The 20,866-nt window shown below is 41.1% G+C and carries 15 protein-coding genes and 3 tRNA genes; 11 read left to right on the top strand and 7 right to left on the bottom strand.

Features of this window, described 5'->3' with window-relative positions:
• Positions 1–194 precede the first annotated feature (194 nt).
• The 3 genes from HLH14_RS10730 to HLH14_RS10740 all read left to right on the top strand — a co-directional run bounded on the left by HLH14_RS10730 (position 195) and on the right by HLH14_RS10740 (position 3,682).
• Positions 195–1,430 carry a L,D-transpeptidase family protein gene (locus HLH14_RS10730; protein ID WP_171533066.1) on the top strand — a complete coding sequence of 412 codons (1,236 nt, stop codon included), beginning with the start codon at positions 195–197 and terminating at the stop codon, positions 1,428–1,430.
• 233 nt (positions 1,431–1,663) lie between these two features.
• The gene (locus HLH14_RS10735) at positions 1,664–2,362 is read left to right on the top strand and encodes a pirin family protein (RefSeq protein ID WP_171533067.1); all 699 of its coding nucleotides are present in this window, start codon (positions 1,664–1,666) and stop codon (positions 2,360–2,362) included.
• A 348-nt stretch (positions 2,363–2,710) separates the two neighbouring features.
• Complete coding sequence (locus tag HLH14_RS10740; protein ID WP_171533068.1) at positions 2,711–3,682, top strand: methyltransferase; 972 nt, start codon at positions 2,711–2,713, stop codon at positions 3,680–3,682.
• Positions 3,683–3,912: 230 nt separating this feature from the next.
• Here the strand turns inward: HLH14_RS10740 and HLH14_RS10745 are convergent.
• The 6 genes from HLH14_RS10745 to lldP all read right to left on the bottom strand — a co-directional run bounded on the left by HLH14_RS10745 (position 3,913) and on the right by lldP (position 11,872).
• A tRNA-Ser gene (locus HLH14_RS10745) sits at positions 3,913–4,002 on the bottom strand.
• 97 nt (positions 4,003–4,099) lie between these two features.
• The gene (locus HLH14_RS10750) at positions 4,100–6,133 is read right to left on the bottom strand and encodes an NADPH-dependent 2,4-dienoyl-CoA reductase (RefSeq protein WP_171533069.1); all 2,034 of its coding nucleotides are present in this window, start codon (positions 6,131–6,133) and stop codon (positions 4,100–4,102) included.
• A gap of 168 nt (positions 6,134–6,301) precedes the next feature.
• Positions 6,302–7,999 carry a D-lactate dehydrogenase gene (gene dld, locus HLH14_RS10755; protein WP_171533070.1) on the bottom strand — a complete coding sequence of 566 codons (1,698 nt, stop codon included), beginning with the start codon at positions 7,997–7,999 and terminating at the stop codon, positions 6,302–6,304.
• 275 nt (positions 8,000–8,274) lie between these two features.
• Positions 8,275–9,426 (bottom strand): FMN-dependent L-lactate dehydrogenase LldD, encoded by a 1,152-nt coding sequence (gene lldD, locus HLH14_RS10760; RefSeq protein ID WP_171533071.1) that lies wholly within the window; start codon positions 9,424–9,426, stop codon positions 8,275–8,277.
• Between the two features lie 3 nt (positions 9,427–9,429).
• Positions 9,430–10,173, bottom strand: coding sequence for a transcriptional regulator LldR (gene lldR, locus HLH14_RS10765; protein ID WP_171533072.1), 744 nt, complete (start codon positions 10,171–10,173; stop codon positions 9,430–9,432).
• A gap of 19 nt (positions 10,174–10,192) precedes the next feature.
• On the bottom strand, positions 10,193–11,872 hold the full coding sequence (gene lldP, locus HLH14_RS10770; protein WP_171533073.1) for an L-lactate permease: 1,680 nt from the start codon (positions 11,870–11,872) through the stop codon (positions 10,193–10,195).
• Positions 11,873–12,393: 521 nt separating this feature from the next.
• Here lldP and argG point away from each other — a divergent pair.
• Complete coding sequence (gene argG / locus HLH14_RS10775; protein WP_171533074.1) at positions 12,394–13,737, top strand: argininosuccinate synthase; 1,344 nt, start codon at positions 12,394–12,396, stop codon at positions 13,735–13,737.
• A 61-nt stretch (positions 13,738–13,798) separates the two neighbouring features.
• On the opposite strand, the gene HLH14_RS10780 is transcribed toward argG, so the two are convergent.
• Positions 13,799–15,058: a GGDEF domain-containing protein gene (locus HLH14_RS10780; protein WP_171533075.1), complete on the bottom strand. Its 1,260-nt coding sequence runs from the start codon at positions 15,056–15,058 to the stop codon at positions 13,799–13,801.
• A 154-nt stretch (positions 15,059–15,212) separates the two neighbouring features.
• On the opposite strand from HLH14_RS10780, the gene pyrC reads away from it, so the two are divergent.
• The 7 genes from pyrC (at position 15,213) to HLH14_RS10815 (ending at position 20,849) form a co-directional block, all read left to right on the top strand.
• Entirely contained in the window at positions 15,213–16,247 is a 1,035-nt protein-coding gene (pyrC, locus tag HLH14_RS10785; protein ID WP_171533076.1) for a dihydroorotase, read from the top strand.
• A complete protein-coding gene (gene rnt / locus HLH14_RS10790) occupies positions 16,232–16,891 on the top strand; it encodes a ribonuclease T (protein WP_067724098.1) in 660 nt (219 codons plus the stop codon). The genes pyrC and rnt overlap by 16 nt, the downstream gene beginning before the upstream one ends.
• Positions 16,892–16,911: 20 nt before the next feature.
• Positions 16,912–16,987: transfer RNA gene (locus HLH14_RS10795), tRNA-Glu, on the top strand.
• Between the two features lie 335 nt (positions 16,988–17,322).
• Entirely contained in the window at positions 17,323–17,526 is a 204-nt protein-coding gene (locus HLH14_RS10800; protein WP_171533036.1) for a hypothetical protein, read from the top strand.
• Positions 17,527–17,660: 134 nt separating this feature from the next.
• On the top strand, positions 17,661–19,085 hold the full coding sequence (locus HLH14_RS10805; RefSeq protein WP_171533077.1) for an amino acid permease: 1,425 nt from the start codon (positions 17,661–17,663) through the stop codon (positions 19,083–19,085).
• 157 nt (positions 19,086–19,242) lie between these two features.
• A tRNA-Glu gene (locus HLH14_RS10810) sits at positions 19,243–19,318 on the top strand.
• A gap of 112 nt (positions 19,319–19,430) precedes the next feature.
• Positions 19,431–20,849 (top strand): amino acid permease, encoded by a 1,419-nt coding sequence (locus tag HLH14_RS10815; protein ID WP_067724096.1) that lies wholly within the window; start codon positions 19,431–19,433, stop codon positions 20,847–20,849.
• Positions 20,850–20,866 lie beyond the last annotated feature (17 nt).

A 20,866-nucleotide genomic window follows, 5' to 3' on the forward strand; every position in this document is an offset into this window, starting at 1 on the left:
CATCTCATTTTTAATCTTCGAACCATCATAACAAAAAGCCCGAAAATTTAGTAACTTCTCTCGCATCTAAAAAGCAATCACGGGAAATGTAAAATAATTTATACACAAAACAAATACTGCATCTCCTCATTTTTTCTGCAATACTTGTGTAGTTTTATCAAATTGTTAATGAATAATTCTTAAGGTTGACTTACATGTTCGTTCGCACATTACTCGCTATGAGTTTAAGTTGCATTTTTGCGGGTACAGCGTTTGCCGCATCTACTGCTGAACAACCCTTAAATCCCAAAAAGATTGCTGATACTGCGGTTCAGGATCCGATTGATCCACTTGCAACCGAGCCAGCATCAAGCGCTCAAAGCACTGAAACTCATATTACACAACAAGAACAGCGAGACTTGAATAAGGCTTCGAAAACCTTAGAAGATCTTAAACAAACTGAAGATGATACTGCTGCAATCGGTGTTGCACCAACCACAACAACACCAACTACGACGACCACTACCAGTGCTGCTGCAGTCAAAGCATCATGGACATTGGATGGTCTGAACCAAGCTGAATGGTATGAAAATATTGGTAAAGGCCAGTTCCCGGTTTATGCTCGTGCCCATGTCATGTTAAATAATGCCCATGCTTCACCGGGTGCGATTGACGGTTCAAGTGGTAAAAATACCCTGAAAGCGATTGCATCCTTCCAGCAAATTAACGGCATTAAACCGACTGGTATTTTAACCCAAGAAACCTGGGATGCTTTAGTCGCTAAACAAGGTTCTAAGCCTGCATTTGTTGAATACACCATTACCGATGCTGACTTAAAAGGTCCTTATGCCGCATCTATTCCACACGATTATGCCTTGCAAGCGAAAATGAAAGGCTTGTATTACACCCGTGTGACCGAAATGCTAGGTGAAAAGTTCCATATGGATGAAGACTTTTTGAAAAAGTTAAATCCTAAGATAACCTTCAAAAAAGCTGGTGAAAAAATCATTGTGGCAAATATCCGCAATGAAGTTCCTGAAGATATTCATCTGATCGTTGCGCATAAAGGTGCAAAACAACTGTACTTGTTTAACAGTCGCAACCAGATGATTGGATCGTTCCCTGCCACCATTGGTAGCTCGGACACTCCATCTCCAACAGGAACTTATAAAGTGACTGGCGTAGCCCGAAACCCTTGGTATAGCTATTCACCAAGTAACTTTGTTCAAGGTAATAATACGAAACCGCTTTCTTTACCACCCGGTCCAAATGCTCCGGTCGGAAACATCTGGATTGGTTTAAGTAAAAAATCATTTGGTATTCACGGTACGCCAAACCCATCTGCCATTTCTAAAACTGCATCGCATGGTTGTATCCGTTTGACCAACTGGGATGCGAACGACTTGGGTAAAAAAGTGAAATCTGGCGTAACCGTTAAATTCCTAGAATAATCAAAATATTGATGATTAAAGAGCCTGCATTTATGTGGGCTTTTTTTTTACAAAAAATAAAATGCCATTTATTTTCAAATTACCCATAATGTGACCTATTCTTCATTTAAGAATATTAACAATAAGAAAGTCACTGTTGCATAAATAGAATGATATGTTGCTTTTATCCTATTTTTATCACTTTTATAGCACGGTATTATAATTCTAATTTTAAATAATAAGGAGCATCAAAGATGAATGCTTTTTTACATCATGCTGAAAATCGAGGTCATGTTAAAGCCGGCTGGTTAGACACCAAACATAGTTTTTCTTTTGGTAGCTGGTATAACCCCAAATATATGGGAGTCAGTGTGCTTCGGGTCATTAATGATGACACCATCGCTGCGCATAATGGTTTTGGTACACATCCACATGAAAATATGGAAATCTTAACCTGTGTACTTGATGGCACGATTTCACATAAAGATAGCATGGGTAATGAACGTCATATTAGTGCAGGCGAATGGCAACTCATGAGCGCAGGTACAGGGGTTCAACATAGTGAAATGAACAATGGCGATATCCCTGTTCATATGTTGCAAATCTGGATTCACCCTGATGTGCAAAATGCAGAACCCAATTATCAACAAATTCAGTGTAATCCTCATGACCAGCCGAATCAGTGGCACTTAATTGCTGGACCAAATGACAATGCGCCTATGCATATTCGCCAACAAGCCGAAGTAAAAACTGCAGTCCTGGAAAAAGATCATCTGCTTCCTGTTGAAGCGACTCAGCACGTCAATTATGTGCATGTCATTTCAGGGGCAATCCAGATTGAAGATCAAATTGTAAAAGCTGGCGATGCATTACTTTTTACAGAAAATAATGAAATTAAAGCCTTAGAAGACAGTCAATTTATCTGGTTTGATTTACCGCAGGCAAAGAATTAACGCTGTATATTGATAAATCTCGACTTGAGATGATTATTGCAAAATAGTCATCTCAACATAGATTCAGAAAGTGAATATCAAAAAATAAAATGAATAGTTTATTCATACTGAAATCAGCGTTATATCTCCTTGCATTCATGTATACAAAAAATACAAATTAAACCAATAAGCATCACATCTTTACTCAAAAAAACCGCTTTTTAGAGGAATATCCTCTTATCTATTTTTATTAAATCATCAGATACAAAGTCGCTCTAATCGGTAATGGCGAGTCTGGTTATTCCATTACAATGGGTTAAATAACATCTATAAACCTTAATTTTTTAATAATCAGAAGAGAAAATCCCTATGAACCAGATTTTAGATGTTCAGACTACTCAACAGCAGGCTTTGCTTTTTTTATTAGATTTTTTAAAACAACAAGACTATCAGTTTACGGTCATAACCCCACTTTCCCATCAACGGATTCTGGACCGAAACAAGAACACAAAAAGTAAAGATATTACACTCCGGGATATATTCGGTTGGAATTTAGCATTCGCAGAAACTGATCTGGAAGCCATCCTTTTTGCAATTTTAAAAGAAAATCAACTTATCCGTTTCCAAGATGGTCAGTGGTTCAGTCATGTACGAGTAGCCTCCCTAGATGATGAATTATTTATTCATTCCAGTTTTCCCACCGTTCAACATGATGCGGTTTTTTTCGGACCGGATACCTATCGCTTTGTTTATCATTTAAACCAATATTTGGCAGCTAAACCTCAGTCATTCAAACGAGGTCTGGAATTATGCTGCGGCACTTCTGCTGCCGCGATTAGTATGGCAAAACATTATCCAGACTTTAATGAAATGATGGTGGCGGATCTTAATCCGAAAGCGTTGTTGTATAGTCAAATCAATGCGAGTTTTGCAGGTTTAAATAATATCTTTCCGGTCTACAGCAATTTATTTACGAATCTTGAAGGACAGTTTGACCTTATTTTTGCCAATCCACCTTATTTAATAGATGCAGATCAACGTCAATATCGTCATGGAGGCAATAAACTGGATGGAAACGAATTATCATTCAATATTGTAAAAGAAGGTATGCAACGTCTTAATCCCGGAGGGTGTTTATTTTTATATACTGGTGTTGCAATAAGACCAAGTAACAATCCATTTTTAGAACACTTAAAAAAGTTGCTTACACCTTATTCAAATATAAACTGGTCTTATGAAGAAATTGACCCCGATGTTTTTGGCGAAGAATTAGAGCAACCGGCTTATCAACATATAGAAAGAATTGCTTTAGTTTTGGTGAAATTGGAAATGATACGTTAAAATGGCTAAGGTATTAAAAGACTTTGAAAAGCATTTAGCTAAAGTCGAAACCATTAAAATGAAGAGCTTGAAGAAAAATTTAAAGTAGCATCAAATATTCAACTACCTTATCTTTAAGATAGAAAAAAAGTGGGAAATAAAATATTCTCCCTTTTGCTTACTATTAAATTACGTTGCATAAGCCAGAAACAACAAAGCCCTGATCAATGATCAGGGCTTTGTCTTAAATTTGGCGGAAGCGGTGAGATTCGAACTCACGGAGGACTCACACCCTCGTCGGTTTTCAAGACCGGTGCATTAAACCGCTCTGCCACGCTTCCATGTGCGCCATAATACGGATCTTTTTAAAAACTGACAAGTAAAAATTACAACTAAACTATTCAAATGAATATTGTTTCACCAAATCAACTCAAAAAATCATAATCTGGCTGCTAATTCAGCACCTTCACGAATCGCGCGCTTCGCATCAAGCTCTGCTGCCAGTTTTGCACCACCAATAATATGGTAATTTGCCAAGGTAAATTCATCTTCGGTTGGCATAATGTCTTTTACTGATTCTTGTCCTGCACAAACGACAACGGTATCTACACGTAAAAGTTGGTCATAACCATTGGTTTCAATCCATAAGCCTTCATTGGTAATGGATTTATATTGCACACCACGTAGCATCTTCACAGCATGCTTTTTCAATTGGGCACGATGTACCCAACCAGTGGTCTTGCCCAAGCCAACACCCAACGGTGTGGTTTTACGTTGCAACAAATAGATCTCACGCACAGGTTGATCCACCTCAGCAGCTTGCAAACCACCTTCAGAGATATAATTCGGATTTGGGTCAATGCCCCACTCGCGTTGCCAGTCTGCCAACGGTTGCGGTTGTGGCTGATGTTCAGGTCTCAATAAAAATTCAGAGACATCAAAACCAATACCACCTGCACCAATAACAGCAACTTTATGACCTACAGATGCCCCACGTAATACTTCTGCATAAGACAAAACTTGGGGTGCGTTACTACCTTCAATTTTTAAACTGCGAGGCACAACCCCTGTCGCAACGATAACTTCATCAAAACCTTCACGCTCAAGCTGTTCACGGTTCACTTTGGTATTTAATCGAAGCTCTAGCCCGGTTTTTTCAATCTGAACTTTAAAATAACGGATGGTTTCGTGAAATTCTTCTTTCCCCGGAACGACTTTGGCTAAATTGAATTGCCCACCGACCTCAGTTGCAGCTTCAAATAAAGTGACCTTATGACCACGACTGGCAGCCACTGTTGCAGCCGACATGCCTGCCACGCCACCACCGATAACAGCGATTTTTTTAGGTGCTTTGGTTTTTAAGTAAACTAGTTCAGTTTCATATGCAGCACGTGGATTGACCAGACAGGTTGCCCGTTGATTTTTAAAAGTATGATCCAAACAGGCTTGGTTGCAGGCAATACAGGTATTAATTTCATCAACCCGATTGGTTGCTGTTTTATTGACCCAGAAAGCATCTGCCAACAGTGGTCGTGCCATTTGCACCATATCTGCCTTTCCAGCCGCTAAAATGGCCTCAGCTGTTTCAGGCATGTTAATACGGTTGGATGCAATCACAGGAATAGCGACATGCTTTTTCACTTCTGCGGTGTAGTCTGCAAATGCAGCACGCGGTACAGAAGTCACAATGGTCGGAATACGTGCTTCATGCCAGCCTATACCGGTATTCAGCAATGTTACCCCAGCTTGTTCCAATGCTTTTGCAACGCTAATCACTTCAGCCATGGTATTACCATCATGAACAAGATCGAGCATCGACAAGCGGAAACAGATAATAAATTTTTCACCGACTTTTTCACGAATCGCTTTAACAATTTCCACAGCAAAACGCATGCGATTTTCAATATCGCCACCCCAACGGTCATCGCGCTGATTGACATGACGGCTTAAAAACTGATTCAGCAAATAGCCTTCTGAACCCATCACTTCCACACCGTCATAGCCGGCTTTTTTAGCAATACTGGCGGTATGGGCAAAATCCTCAATGGTATCCAGAATCTGCTTTTCACTCATTTGACGCGGTTTAAAAGGTGAAATAGGCGATTTAATTGGACTTGCAGAAACCACAAAAGGTTGGTAACCATAACGACCCGAATGCAAAATTTGCATCAAAATTTTTGCGCCATGTTTATGCACAGCATGGGTCACTAAGCGATGCGGTGCCACATCACCCAGGTTGTTCATGGTACCGCCAGCTGGCAGTAACCAGCCTTGACGGTTCGGCGAAATCCCCCCGGTGATAATCAGCCCCACACCACCTTTTGCACGTTCCCCAAAATATGCCGCAAGTTTTGGATAGTTATAAAAACGGTCTTCCAGACCTGTATGCATAGAACCCATCACGACACGGTTTTTAATAGTCGTAAATCCTAAATGTAGTGGTTTTAAAATATTTGCATAGCTTGTTGTCATGATGAATCCTTAATTTATTGGCTTTGCAACTTGTTGCATCCTACTTTACCTATTTTTAGCATTTTGTTTATGACATCTTTTCAACATTGTCTGACGAAACAGTCAATTCAGCAAAAAAAGGTGCAGTTTAAAACTACACCTTTTTAAAAAATATTTTGATCTTAAGCATCAATTCCAATGTTTTAATTTAGAGGTATGACCAATGCCGACATTAAAACTGTTGGTCGGATCGAGTTTTTGATAATGAAGTTTTAAAGCAGGTTTGGCCACATATAAATGTCCGACATTATGTTCTGCTGGGTATTCTGCCCCGCGTTGATCTAATAAATGCCACATTTGATGTTCCATTGCGATTGGGTCCACCCCTTTTTTCACAATATAATCCTGATGGAACACATGACATAAAAAATGACCGTAATAAAGTTTATGAATAATCAGCTCATTTATTTCCTTGGGCAAAGTTTCGACCCATTCACGGTCATTACGACGTAAGGCAATATCCAGCGCCACAATATCTTCCACTTCACTGCGATGCGTATCACGATAACGGATCGCGGCACCAGCCACCGCAAAACGGTGTAAAAAGGCTTTACGTCCTTCATCTTCATCACAGAGGAAATAATTTCCAGTGCTGAGAGATGAAAAATATTGTTTTAAAAATTGCTGAACTTGTTCCACATCCTGATTTTCGATACGCAGCACCAGATGATGTTCATACAAATCACGAAATTCATTCATACGTTTCGGCAAATGCGAAGGTAAAAATTTGCTCACCAGTTGCAGAACTTTATCTGACAGCCCTTTCATGCCTACTTTTTCCAAGTAGCCATCCACTTTATCTTTCATGGCAAAAGCAGCCGGCACTCTGGCAGTCCCGAACTTTTCAATGAACATGAAAGTATCTTTGCCGTATTCAGCCCCAATGTCATAAGCGACACGGTCAATATACTCGCCGGCGATCGGCAAGCGCGCTAAATCAGTAAGTAGAAAACGGCGAATCGCGGTCAAATCATCTTGGCTATTAGTGCCGACATAAAACACCTGACTGGGTATTTTTTCAAAAGTATCCAGACGTACCGCAAAGACACAGATTTTACCTGCCGAACCGGACGCTTCAAACAAACGCGATGGATCGGCATTAAATCGTGCTGGGGTGTTTTCATCGACCTGAGTCACATCATGGGCATAATGCTGATCTGAAGCACAACAACTAGAATCATGCTGAATATCATCAATTTGGTATTGCTGATGTTCCAGCTTTGATAAAATTTCTTCGGGTGTTGAGCCTAAATTTACGCCTAAATGATTGACCAGTTCGAGTTGCCCCGCTTCATTTACCCACGCATACAGTGCCAGTTCGGTATAAGCAGGTCCACGACGAACCAAAGCTCCACCCGAATTATTGCAAACCCCGCCTAAAACTGAGGCTCCAATACAGGAAGAACCAATGACTGAATGCGGTTCACGATTAAAAGGAGCAAGTTCCTTTTCAAGTTTGTCCAAGCTTGCACCAGGTAAACAAATGACTTGTTTACCTTTATTAATAACTTGAATACCCGCTAAACGACGCGTACTCATTAGAATGACTGGTCGATCATAATTATCGCCAAAAGGGGTCGATCCACCAGTGAGTCCGGTATTGGCAGCCTGCATAATCACAATACAATCTGCCTGAACCGCAATTTGTAATACCTGCCATTGTTCAACTAAAGAACCCGGGACAACAACGGCAAGCACTTGACCTGAACCATAGCGACGACCCTGACGGTATAAACGGGTATCATTGTCATCGGTCAGTACGTGCTGCTTGCTTACAATGGCAATGAGATTTTGAATGGTTTTTTCTGAATTAAATTGAGTTTGCATATAAAACTCTATCCTTTAGTTTAAGTTTTAGAGCAACTTAATTATTAATTGGAATAAAAAATATCGTGTCGAAATAAAATAATCAAAGCAGATATTTACTATCATGGTAGCGGCATGGATGCCGCCCGTTGGACTGTGGTATATGGACATACCATCAGTCCAATAAAGGATTTTTGTTACTTTTGATCCTTCAAAAGTAAGACATTCCCTACTCGACAATATTCAACTTGGAGAAATATCTTAGGTAATGCAGATTACCAATTCACTGACTTTACTCAAGCCAATTCTCTATCCAGCTTCACCAAACAATCTGAAGTAATATCTGTAATTGTTTTTGCACCTGTTAGCGTCATGGCAACACGCATTTCTTTATCAATCAGATCAAGCAGATTCGAAACACCCGCACCGCCTGCTGCACCTAGAGCATAAACAAAGGCACGACCCAACATGCAGGTATCCGCACCCATCGCCAGCATACGAACCACATCTAAACCGTTACGGATGCCTGAATCAGCCAGAATTTTAATGTCGCCTTTAACTGCGTCCGCAATTGGCGGAAGCGCACGTGCAGAAGATAAAACACCATCCAACTGACGCCCCCCATGATTCGACACCACAATACCATCGGCACCAAAACGTACTGCATCTTTGGCATCTTCAGGATCTAGAATACCCTTGATGACCATCGGACCATCCCAGAATTCACGAATCCACTCCAAATCTTTCCATGAAATAGACGGATCGAAATTATCGCCCAACCAGCCAATATAATCTTCAAGCCCAGTCGGTTTGCCCAAGTATTTTGAAATATTACCCAAGTCATGTGGACGACCATGCAAACCGACATCCCAAGCCCATTGCGGATGTAAGCACGATTGCATATAACGGCGCATTGCAGCATTTGGACCACTCATGCCTGAATGGGCATCACGGTAACGCGCACCGGGTACTGGCATATCTACGGTAAATACAAGGGTTGAACAACCTGCAGCTTTGGCACGTTCCAAGGCATTTTTCATAAAGCCACGGTCACGTAACACATAAAGCTGAAACCACATTGGACGCTGGATGGCAGGTGCTACTTCTTCAATCGGACAGACCGAAACAGTCGACAAGGTAAAAGGAATGCCTTTTTGATCTGCTGCTACTGCGGCTTGAACTTCGCCACGACGTGCATACATCCCGGTCAATCCTACTGGCGATAAAGCCACAGGCATCGACAAGGTTTCATTGAATAATTTGGTTTCTAGGCTTAGTTCTGACATGTCGTTTAAAACACGCTGACGTAAAGCAATTTTTGATAAATCTTCTATATTACGTTTTAAGGTATATTCCGCATATGCCCCACCATCGATGTAGTGAAATAAGAATGGCGGTAAACGACGTTTCGCAGCTTCGCGATAGTCATTTGCAGAAGAAATAATCATAACTTAGATCCTATTTAATCGACTCGCACGCTGACGACGAGCTTCTTCTTCATCAATCAAACGTACTTGTTGAACTACAAATTCAATATGCCCACAGACTGCCTTTCGTGCAGCTTCCGGGTCTTGACGTACAATTGCATTCATCACTTGTAAGTGCTGATCATGCAACTGTTCAAAATGGCGTGGTGCGGTATAGACTTTGCGTCGACCGAGCATCACGTTGTATTGCAATAAATCGAACAGACCACGCATCATTTGAATCAACACCAAATTGTGTGAAGCTTCTGCGATTGCCAGATGAAATTTAGCATCCGCAATAGCCGCTTGAGCATCATCACCGAGCGACTGAAAATGATTAATCTGTTCATAGCATTGACGAATATTTTCTAAATCTGCTGGCGTGGCACGCTGTGCCGCATACCAGGCCGTTCCACCCTCAAGAACCATGCGCGCTTCTTGCACATCAAAACGATACTCAGGGTCTTGGGTCATCAAACTCGATAAGGGTTCTACAATTTGGTGCTGTGACCACGTGGCGGGAAGCTGCTGTAAATAGGTTCCCGCACCGGCTTTACTCAACAAAATGCCGATACTGCTCAATTGCTGAATTGCTTCACGCAGTGAACTGCGTGACACACCCAATTGCTCACAGAGTTTACGTTCTGCAGGCAAACGTTCTCCGACTTGCATATTGCTTTGTTCGATCAATAAGCGTAAGCGTTGCACAACTTGGTCGGAGACTTTCATTTATTTTCCTTGTCCGTAGTTACGGAATCATCCACGGGAATACATAAGCTTGTAATGTCACGATAATACCAATCATGACTGTAAAGCTAATACTATGTTTTACCGTAAAACGGAATAAATCTGATTCTTTGCCCACAAGACCCACAGCCGCACATGCAATGGCGATGGATTGTGGAGAAATCATTTTACCTGTGACCCCACCACTGGTATTGGCTGCCACCAGTAAAACTTCCGGCACCCCAATTTGCTGAGCCGTGGTTGCTTGCAAAGCTGAGAACAATGCATTTGCAGAAGTATCTGAACCTGTGAGGAATACCCCGACCCAACCCAAAAATGGTGAGAAGAAAGTAAAGGCCTGACCGGTATGTGCCAGTGCCAATGCCAAAGTCGCAGATAAACCTGAATAGTTGGCAATAAATGCAAAAGCCAACACCATACCAATCGAATAAATCGGGGTTTTCAACTCATTGACAGTTTCAGCGAAAGTCACCACTGCTTCTTTCGGCTTCATTTTTAAATAAATGATGGTAATGACTGCAGCAATCATGATTGCCGTCCCTGTCGCAGAGAGCCAATCAAATTTATAGATCGCATCGTAATCTTTCGCTTCAGGCACCACAGGCGGTAATTTTTGAATCAATTGGTGCAAATAAGGCACTTTAATCGAAATCACCAAATCACTGAGCGCACCGTCTTTAGCAAATAAATCTTTAAACGGTTTAATACTCCAGACCGTGACCATCGCAGTTAAGACTGCAAATGGAGACCATGCTTTGGCAATTTGACCCAAGGAATATTTCGGTTGATTGCTGAGGTCTATATTTAAATTAGTGTTTAAATTAGCCTGATCTTCATTTTCAAAACGGAAAATGTGTTTTGGCTGCCAAAATTTCAGCAATACAGTCAAACTCACTAATGATGCAATCGCAGCAGTAATATCAGGTAATTCAGGACCGACAAAATTCGATGTTAAATATTGAGCCAGCGCAAAAGAACCACCACCGACTAAAATCGCAGGCCAGGTTTCTTTGACACCGCGCCAGCCATCCATAATCGCCATGATCCAGATCAACACGATTGGTACCATAATGGGCAATTGCCGACCGACCATTTGGCTAATTTCTAAGGTATCTACACCTGAAACCTGACCTGCAACAATGATTGGAATCCCCATTGCACCAAATGCCACAGGTGCAGTATTTACAATCAAACATAACCCCGCTGCATATAAAGGTTTAAAGCCAAGCCCCACCAATAATGCCGCGGTAATTGCGACGGGTGCACCAAAACCTGCTGCACCTTCCAAAAAGGTACCGAATGCAAAACCGACCAACAGCATTTGTAAGCGCTGGTCTTCAGTAATCGATAAAATTGAAGAACGGATGATGTCAAACTGACCCGTTTTTACTGAAACTTTGTAGAGGAAAACTGCGCCAATAATGATCCAAGCAATCGGCCAAAGCCCATAAAAGAAACCGTAAACCATCGATGAAAGCGCCATCGACAATGGCATATCATATAAAAATAATGAAACTAAGAATGCGAGAGCGACGGTAATGGTTCCCGCCACACTGCCCTTCATCCGAAACACCGCCAGTGCGAGGAAGAAAAATACAATGGGAATCAGTGCAATCGCGCTTGAGATCCAGATATTGCCCATAGGATCATAAATTTGTTGCCATTGTTGAAGCATTTTCATCTCCTTGAAATGCTTAAGCGACTTAATAATGAATTTTGATCATGCCTATAAACTATTTTGGTATGACCAATTTAGTTAAATCCAAACCAATAAAGATCTCTCATAACCAATTATGCTAATTAATGTCGAAATAAAGATCAATAGTTAATTTAATAAACAATATTGGTATGACCAATTTAGTGAATTTTTGATTAATTTATTCTCATTTTTAAGGTATTTTGATTTTTTTCAATTTACAAATTTAATTTAAATTCATAGGTTTAATAAAATTGATTTATTTACCTATAACTTTGGTCTTATGCTCGCGATAAATTCAGCGATATTCAGCGATATTCAGCTTTTCAAGCTGATTTATCTTTATTTATTTTTTAAATGAATTGAATAAAATTTTAGCGATTTTTTGAATTTTGCTTTTTTTTTGCAAAAACTTGCGCTTTGAAAGGTGTTACAATATCTTCATTCAAAATTCTCCTTGGCCACCAATATACGTGGTGCCTATTTCAAAATAGTTAGGACTAGCAATGACTGATAATGCAACAATCTTGCAGAATGTACCCGTAGGCAAAAAAGTAGGTATTGCCTTCTCTGGTGGTCTAGATACTTCAGCTGCCCTTTTGTGGATGAAACAAAAAGGCGCAGAACCTTATGCTTATACAGCAAATTTAGGTCAACCTGATGAAGACGACTACGATGCAATTCCTAAGAAAGCTGAAGCGTATGGCGCAGTAAAAGCGCGTTTGGTTGACTGCCGCTTACAGCTTGCACTTGAAGGTATTGCTGCAATTCAATGTGGCGCATTCCATATCAGCACTGGTGGTGTTCCTTATTTCAATACGACTCCATTGGGTCGTGCAGTAACAGGTACCATGCTTGTTACCGCAATGAAAGAAGACGACGTAAACATCTGGGGTGACGGTTCAACTTATAAAGGTAACGACATTGAACGTTTCTACCGTTATGGTTTGCTGACCAATCCGAACCTTAAAATCTATAAACCTTGGTTAGACCAAACGTTTATTGATGAATTAGGTGGTCGTGCCGAAATGTCGCAATTCTTAATCGACAACGGTTTTGACTATAAAATGTCAAAAGAGAAAGCATACTCAACTGACTCAAACATGTTGGGTGCGACTCACGAAGCGAAAGATCTTGAGTATCTTGATGCGGGTATCAAAATCGTAGACCCAATCATGGGCGTTGCATTCTGGAAAGAAGAAGTTGAGGTTAAACCTGAACTTGTATCTGTGACTTTCGAAGAAGGTACGCCAGTTGCATTGAACGGCCAACGTTTTGACAATCCGGTTGAATTGATTCTTGAAGCAAACCGTATCGGTGGTCGTCATGGTCTAGGTATGTCGGATCAAATCGAAAACCGTATCATCGAAGCGAAATCTCGTGGTATCTATGAAGCACCGGGTATGGCTCTTCTTCATATCACTTACGAACGCCTTGTAACCGGTATTCATAACGAAGACACCATTGAACAATACCGTATCAACGGTTTGCGTTTAGGTCGTTTATTGTACCAAGGTCGCTGGTTCGATTCTCAAGCGTTAATGCTTCGTGAAACTGCTCAACGTTGGGTTGCTAAAGCAATTACTGGTACAGTAACTTTAGAACTTCGTCGTGGTAATGACTTCACCATCATGAACACTGAATCTGAAAACCTCACTTATGAAGCTGAGCGTTTGACGATGGAGAAAGGTGATTCTATGTTTACGCCTATGGACCGTATTGGTCAGTTAACCATGCGTAACCTAGATATTACAGATACACGTGCGAAACTTGGCATCTATACCAACGCAGGTCTACTTGCTGTAGGTACAGGTTCTGCAGTGCCGCAATTAAAAGACAAAAACAAATAAGTTTGTTTGATGTCAAAAAACCGCCTAAATGGCGGTTTTTTTATGGCTGAATTTTGAGTCTTTAAGCAATATTTGACGCACGAATAGATTGATAATAAATCTGGTTTCGCCCAAGTTGTTTAGCGCGATATAAAGCTTGATCGGCAATCTTGAGCAACTCTTCTTTGCTGAGTTCATTTTCTCCACGATAGACCGTAATCCCCAAACTAATCGTGACATAGCTCGACACAGACGATTTAGCATGTGGAATTTCCAGACGCTCTATCGCCTTAAAAATATTTGATGCAACCGCATATGCACCATGTGCATCTGTTTCAGGCAATAACACCACAAATTCTTCGCCACCATAACGCGCAACAAAATCCATATGCCGAATGGCGCCTTTAATAGATTTAGCAATGGAAAAAATGACATCATCACCTTTTTGATGACCATAAAAATCGTTATAGTTTTTAAAGAAATCTACATCTATAAACAAAATGGATAAAGAGGTGTGGTCTAGACGAGTTTGCTGATAAAAAACGTCCATCATTTCATCGAAAGTACGGCGATTTGAAATTTTAGTCAGTTCATCGTGCTGACTCAAATGCAGTAATTCTGAATTGTGAATACGGTGAATTTTTTCACTAATTCTGGCCCGCATCGAATACAAATAAATCATCCGCTCACGTGCAAAAATCATATGACTAATGACATAACCCAGTACACAGCTTCCAGTGAGAATACGACCCAGTACCATCGCATCAAAATCAACATGCAGCCCTAAAAATAGCACAATTGTGAACATTGCTGCCAAGACGCCTGTCACCAACATGTGAAATGGTTTTACCCCAGTAAGAATATAGCTAAGAATATAAATAATACATAATATAGCCATGGCTTGATGCTGTAGCTCAACCGTTTCAACCGTCATGGTCAACCATGACATGGAAACAATGGCCCAAAACTTGAGTACCATCGCAGCATGGGCAAAATATGGACGCAGTTTAGGGAAATAAGCAAAGAAGAATAAAGCCAGCAAACATAAACCGCCATTCACCAGTGCGAACATGGTTTGCATGAAATCATGGACGAAATATTGCTGGTCGATAATCCAGTAGTCACTTGGAATCATGACCACCATAAAAACAAAATAGCTTAAAACACCACCCCAGAGGTATTTTTCAATATGTTTACGCGCGCGTTCTAAATTTTTAGACCAAAATTCCTGTTCTAATTTTTTTGGAAAAACTTGTCCTACACGGCGACTTTGCTGCGTAATCAGTTCTTCTACTTTTTCTTTATCGTACTGTAATTTAGCCAGATTATACTTGTATTCCATTCGCAAGCATTATGTAGTTATTTTTTAGTTACTTAAAAGTAACACAATTTTATTATTAATATTTAAATATATATCACCATTTGTCTTTAATTCTCGTTACCATTTTCACACTTTATAGATTATCATTTGTTTTATTTCTTCGATTGAAATGGCCTTGAATACAATCACTCTCCTCCAGCCAGATGATTGGCATGCTCACCTTCGTGATGGTCTTGCTTTAAAACGTACGGTTCCCGATTTAGCTAACCAGTTTGCACGCGCAATCTGTATGCCAAACACAGTTCCTCCTGTGAAAACAGTTGAAGAAGCGATTGCTTATCGTGAGCGTATTTTGGCGCATGTCCCTGAAGGCGTCTCATTTGATCCACGTATGGTGCTTTACTTTACCGACTTCACCCAACCGAGTGAAGTGAAAAAAATCAAAGAATCTGAACATGTAAATGCCATCAAGCTATACCCTGCTGGTGCAACGACAAATTCAGATAATGGTGTCAGCGATATTCGTAAAGTTTATGCCGTGATCGAACAACTTGAAGAGCATCAAGTGCCTTTACTGCTTCATGGTGAAGTCACCCATAACCATGTCGATATTTTTGATCGTGAAAAACGCTTCCTGGATGAAGTGCTTTCTCCGTTATTAAAACAGTTCCCTAAGCTTAAACTGGTGCTAGAACATATCACCACCAGTGAAGCTGCACATTTTGTACTCGAACAAGACCGCAATGTTGCTGCTACCATTACCCCGCAGCATTTATTGTTTAATCGTAATGATATGCTAGTCGGTGGCGTGAAGCCGCATTTTTATTGTTTGCCGATTTTGAAACGTCAAACCCATCAGCAAACTTTACTTGAAGTGGCGACCAGCTCTAATCCTAAGTTTTTCTTGGGTACAGACAGCGCACCGCATTCAAAAAATGCCAAAGAAAATGCATGTGGCTGTGCGGGTTGTTATAGTGCGCCTACCGCAATTGAATTATATGCTCAAGCTTTTGACCAAGTCGGTAAAATTGACCGCCTGGAAGGTTTTGCCAGCCACTTTGGTGCTGACTTCTATGGTTTGCCGCGTAATACCAGCACCATTACTTTGGTTAAAGAAGAGCAAGTTATTCCGACAAGTTTAGACTACTTGGATGGTGAAAAAATTATCCCCCTATATGCGGGTAATACCATCCAATGGAGAAAAGTGTGACAGATGAAACCCAACCAATAATTGGTCAGCGTTTCCGTGGATTTTTACCTGTTGTTGTCGATGTCGAGACAGCAGGTTTTAACTCACAGACCGATGCCTTATTGGAAATTGCAGCAATCCCCATCATTTATAACGAAGAAGGTCAATTTGTGCCAGGCGAAGCCCATCACGCACATATTAACCCTTTTGAAGGGGCTAATTTAGACCGCCGCTCACTCGATTTTATTGGAGTTGATCCCTTTAATCCGATGCGTATGGCTATGGCTGAAGATGAAAAAAGTGCCTTAAAACGTATTTTTAAATCTGTAAATGAAGTTCGTCGCCAGCAGAATTGTACCCATGCAGTTTTAGTCGGTCATAATGCGCATTTCGATCTCGGTTTTGTACAAGCAGCCATTGCGCGTACTGGAACTAAAAATCAAAATCCATTCCACAGCTTTTCGGTGTTCGATACCGTGACTTTAAGTGCAGTCATGTTTGGTCAAACCGTACTGGCAAAATCGTGTATTCACGCTGGAATTGAGTTCGATGGTAAAGAAGCACACTCTGCTTTATACGATACTCAAAAGACTGCGGAACTGTTTTGCTATATTTTGAACAAACTCGCACCTCACCTACTTGACACTCTGGTGGCGGATCAATAAGATACCGCCATCTTCTAAACGTCCCTATCGTCTAGAGGCCTAGGACATCGCCCTTTCACGGCGGTAACCGGGGTTCGAATCCCCGTAGGGACGCCATCTATTATTTCTCCTCTTTTTAATTTCTTAAAAGCATTCTATTCTTTAGATTTCGCTATATTAATCAACCCACTATTCTATTGATTATTTTTATTAAAATAGCTTTCACTTTATTTTAACTTCCGAATACATATCTCAATTTTTAAAGACTTGGCTCGCATATTTAAGCGGATAGTCAATAATGTGACAAATCGACAGATTAGCGATGTAAATAATGATGGAACCACGAATACTGAAATTGGTCGTTCATCTATTGCCGGTATCACACCTTTAAATTCTAATTTTAGAAGTTTAACTCCTGAGCATCTTGGTGCTCTTTTTTTATGTCAGTTTGCATGTTAACGTTAAGCCTCCCCATCAATACTGCCTCCATGATGTTGAAAAAAGTTTTTATTGTTTTAATGATTCTTCTGCCTTCAGCTGCATATATTTATCTTGCCAGCAAAGATGCAGAGCCTGCCAAAGAGTCTCCCTCTACCACACCTAAACAAGTACCGGGACAAGAACAATCACAAAAATACCAGACACCAGACCATTAGAGGATGCTTTAAGTTATTCTTTTCATTCATCTAGTTTTCTTATTAAATTTAGTAATGAGTCAGAAAAAAACGATTTATGTGAATAATCACTAAATCAGCAATTAAAATAATTCTTTCAACTCTTTTTCTAAATTATGCAATCTCCTATACAACCTTCGCAGCATTCAGCTGCTGAGGGGCAAACCAGCTCGTTAAAAAGAGCCATGACCAAGCGTCATCTCATTATGCTCTCCCTGGGTGGTGCAATCGGTACCGGTTTATTTCTAGGTTCGGGTGAAGTCATTTCACAAGCAGGTCCACTAGGTGCAGTCATTGCCTATATGATTGGCGGTTTAATTGCCTACATGGTTATGCTTTGCTTAGGTGAGCTTGCCGTTCATTTACCTGTATCCGGCTCATTCGGTGCATTTGCATCCAATTATATTGGCCCCGGTACAGGCTATATGGTGTCCTGGATGTACTGGCTCGGCTGGTCAGCCACGTTAGGGACTGAATTCACTGCCGCTGCCTTACTGATGCAGGAATGGTTTCCCACTACCTCAATCTGGATCTGGACGCTGATTTTCGCCAGCGGGGTTCTTCTGTCCAATTTGAGTTCCACCCGAACGTTTGCCGAATCTGAATTTTGGCTTTCAATGATTAAAGTGGCCACCGTTCTGGTTTTCATTGTTTTAGGTTTTGGCGCTATTTTTGGTTTTATTCCTTTTCAAGGTTATGAATCTGCCCCACTCTTTGCAAATTTAACTGAACATGGCTGGTTCCCCAACGGCATATTCCCTATTTTTGCCACCATGCTGATTGTCAATTTTGCATTTAATGGTACAGAAATGATTGGGATCGCGGCTGGCGAAACCCAAAATCCTGAGAAAAATGTCCCTAAAGCCATTCATGCAGCTGTTTGGCGCTTGATCATTTTCTTTGTGGGAACGATTATTGTCATTAGCTCACTGCTTCCTTATCAAGATGCAGGTTTAAATGCGGGTCATGGCTTAAGTAGCAGTCCATTTGTATCCGTGTTTAACTTGATGGGCATTCCTTACGCGGTTGATATTATCCGTTTTGTCATTATTACCGCATTACTCTCCACTGCAAACTCTGGACTGTATGCCGCTTCCCGCATGATGTGGGCTTTGGCTGCACAAAATCAGCTTCCCCGCGTATTTGCCAAAGTAAGTAAATCCGGTATTCCTGTACTGGCAGTGTTGGTGACCATGATTGGTGGTTTACCGGGCCTGCTTTCAGAACAATTTGGTGCAGATGTCATCTTTAAAAACTTACTCGGTGTTGCTGCATTCACCATGGTCATTGTCTGGATGAGTATCTGCTGGAGTCAGTTTAATTTCCGTCGTCAATGGCTCAAACAGGGTCATAGCGTTGCAGAACTTAAATTCCGTACTCCGTGGTTCCCGCTTGTACCGATTCTCGGTTGTGTGTGCTGTACGGCAACCGGTTTAAGTATGGCTGCGGATCCTGAAATGATCTCTGGTTTTATTGGCTGCCTCCTGTTTATGGCAGGCTGCTATGCCAGCTATTACTGGTTGTATCACCATAAAAATTAGTCCTTGATTGCAATATGAATGAAGCGCAGTTTAAAACTGCGCTTTTTTTATGTAGATTTGTCATTTTTTATGCAATCAATTCAATATTTTAAAAATAATGCAATTACAGGTTTGACAGCCCCATTAAAAATCCATAATATACGCATCACCTCCTAACGACCCTATCGTCTAGAGGCCTAGGACATCGCCCTTTCACGGCGGTAACCGGGGTTCGAATCCCCGTAGGGTCGCCATATATATCGTGTCATACGATCATTCAAGCTTCAATAGTTCTCATTATTACATTGCAGATTTGTAGTTTTTCACTACAATAGCTCGCTTCATTTCTCTTTTTGTTTTTCTCTTATGCAGTCATCTCATACTCCGAATGATGCTTCGCATCAGGGCAATTCTGCGCCTTTAAAACGCGCTATGAGTACTCGACACTTGGTCATGATTTCGCTTGGTGGCGCAATCGGAACGGGTTTATTTTTAGGTTCGGGTGAAGTCATTGCACAAACGGGGCCTGTAGGTGCCATCATCTCCTATGTACTAGGTGGTTTAATTGCCTATGCTGTAATGCTTTGTCTAGGCGAGCTTGCGGTGCATATGCCCGAATCGGGTTCTTTTGGTACGTATGCACGCAGATACATTGGTCCGGGTACCGGCTATATGATTACCTGGTTGTATTGGCTCACCTGGACTGCCACCCTTGGAACCGAATTTACTGCTGCAGCCTTGTTGATGCAGGAATGGTTTCCTCAAATTTCAGTCTGGATCTGGACTATTGTTTTTGCAGCGATTGTTTTTGGACTCAATATGAGTTCAACCAAATTATTTGCAGAGTCTGAATTTTGGCTATCACTCATCAAAGTGATTACAGTAATCAGCTTTATCATTTTAGGTCTATTGGCAATCTTTGGGATTCTTTCTTTCCAAGGTCACTCTTCTGCGCCTTTATTCAGCAACCTGACCGCTCAAGGTTGGTTCCCTCAAGGCTTGTTCCCTATTTTTGCAACCATGCTGATTGTGAACTTCGCCTTCTCGGGTACAGAACTGATTGGTGTTGCTGCTGGTGAAACCAAAGATCCAGCCAAGAATGTTCCTAAAGCGATCAATGCAGCGATCTGGCGATTGTTAATCTTCTTTGTCGGAACAATTGTGGTGATTAGTGCACTGTTGCCACATCAGATGGCAGGTTTAGGTGCTGAAGGTGTCAGTAGCAGTCCATTCGTTACTGTATTTACCTATATTGGTATTCCACATGCGGAAGATATTATTCGCTTTGTGATTATCACCGCGCTGTTATCTGCAGCCAACTCAGGTTTATATGCCGCTTCACGTATGATGTGGTCTTTATCTGATAAAAAACAATTACCTGCTGTATTCTCTAAAGTAAACCATCGTGGTATTCCATTTATTGCGATTATGGTCACCATGCTGGGTGCCTTACCCGGTTTACTGTCAGAACAATTTGCACCTGAAACCATCTTCAAAAACTTGCTAGGTGTAGCTGCATTTACCATGGTTGTGGTTTGGATGAGCATTTGCTTGAGCCAGTTCAATTTCCGTCGTCAATGGTATAAAGCAGGTCATACTGCAAAAGAATTGGGCTTTGCCGCACCTTTGTTTCCAATCGTGCCGATCTTAGGCTTTGTATTCTGTTTTATTACCTGTATTAGTATGGCAACTGACCCTGAAATGCTACCGGGCTTTATTGGCTGTTTAATCTTTATTGCCGCATGTTATCTCAGTTACTATGTTTTCTATCGAAAGCAAAACTAACACAGAAAAGGAGTGGT

It is taken from the genome of Acinetobacter terrae, assembly GCF_013004375.1.
In the GTDB taxonomy this organism is placed as follows: domain Bacteria; phylum Pseudomonadota; class Gammaproteobacteria; order Pseudomonadales; family Moraxellaceae; genus Acinetobacter; species Acinetobacter terrae.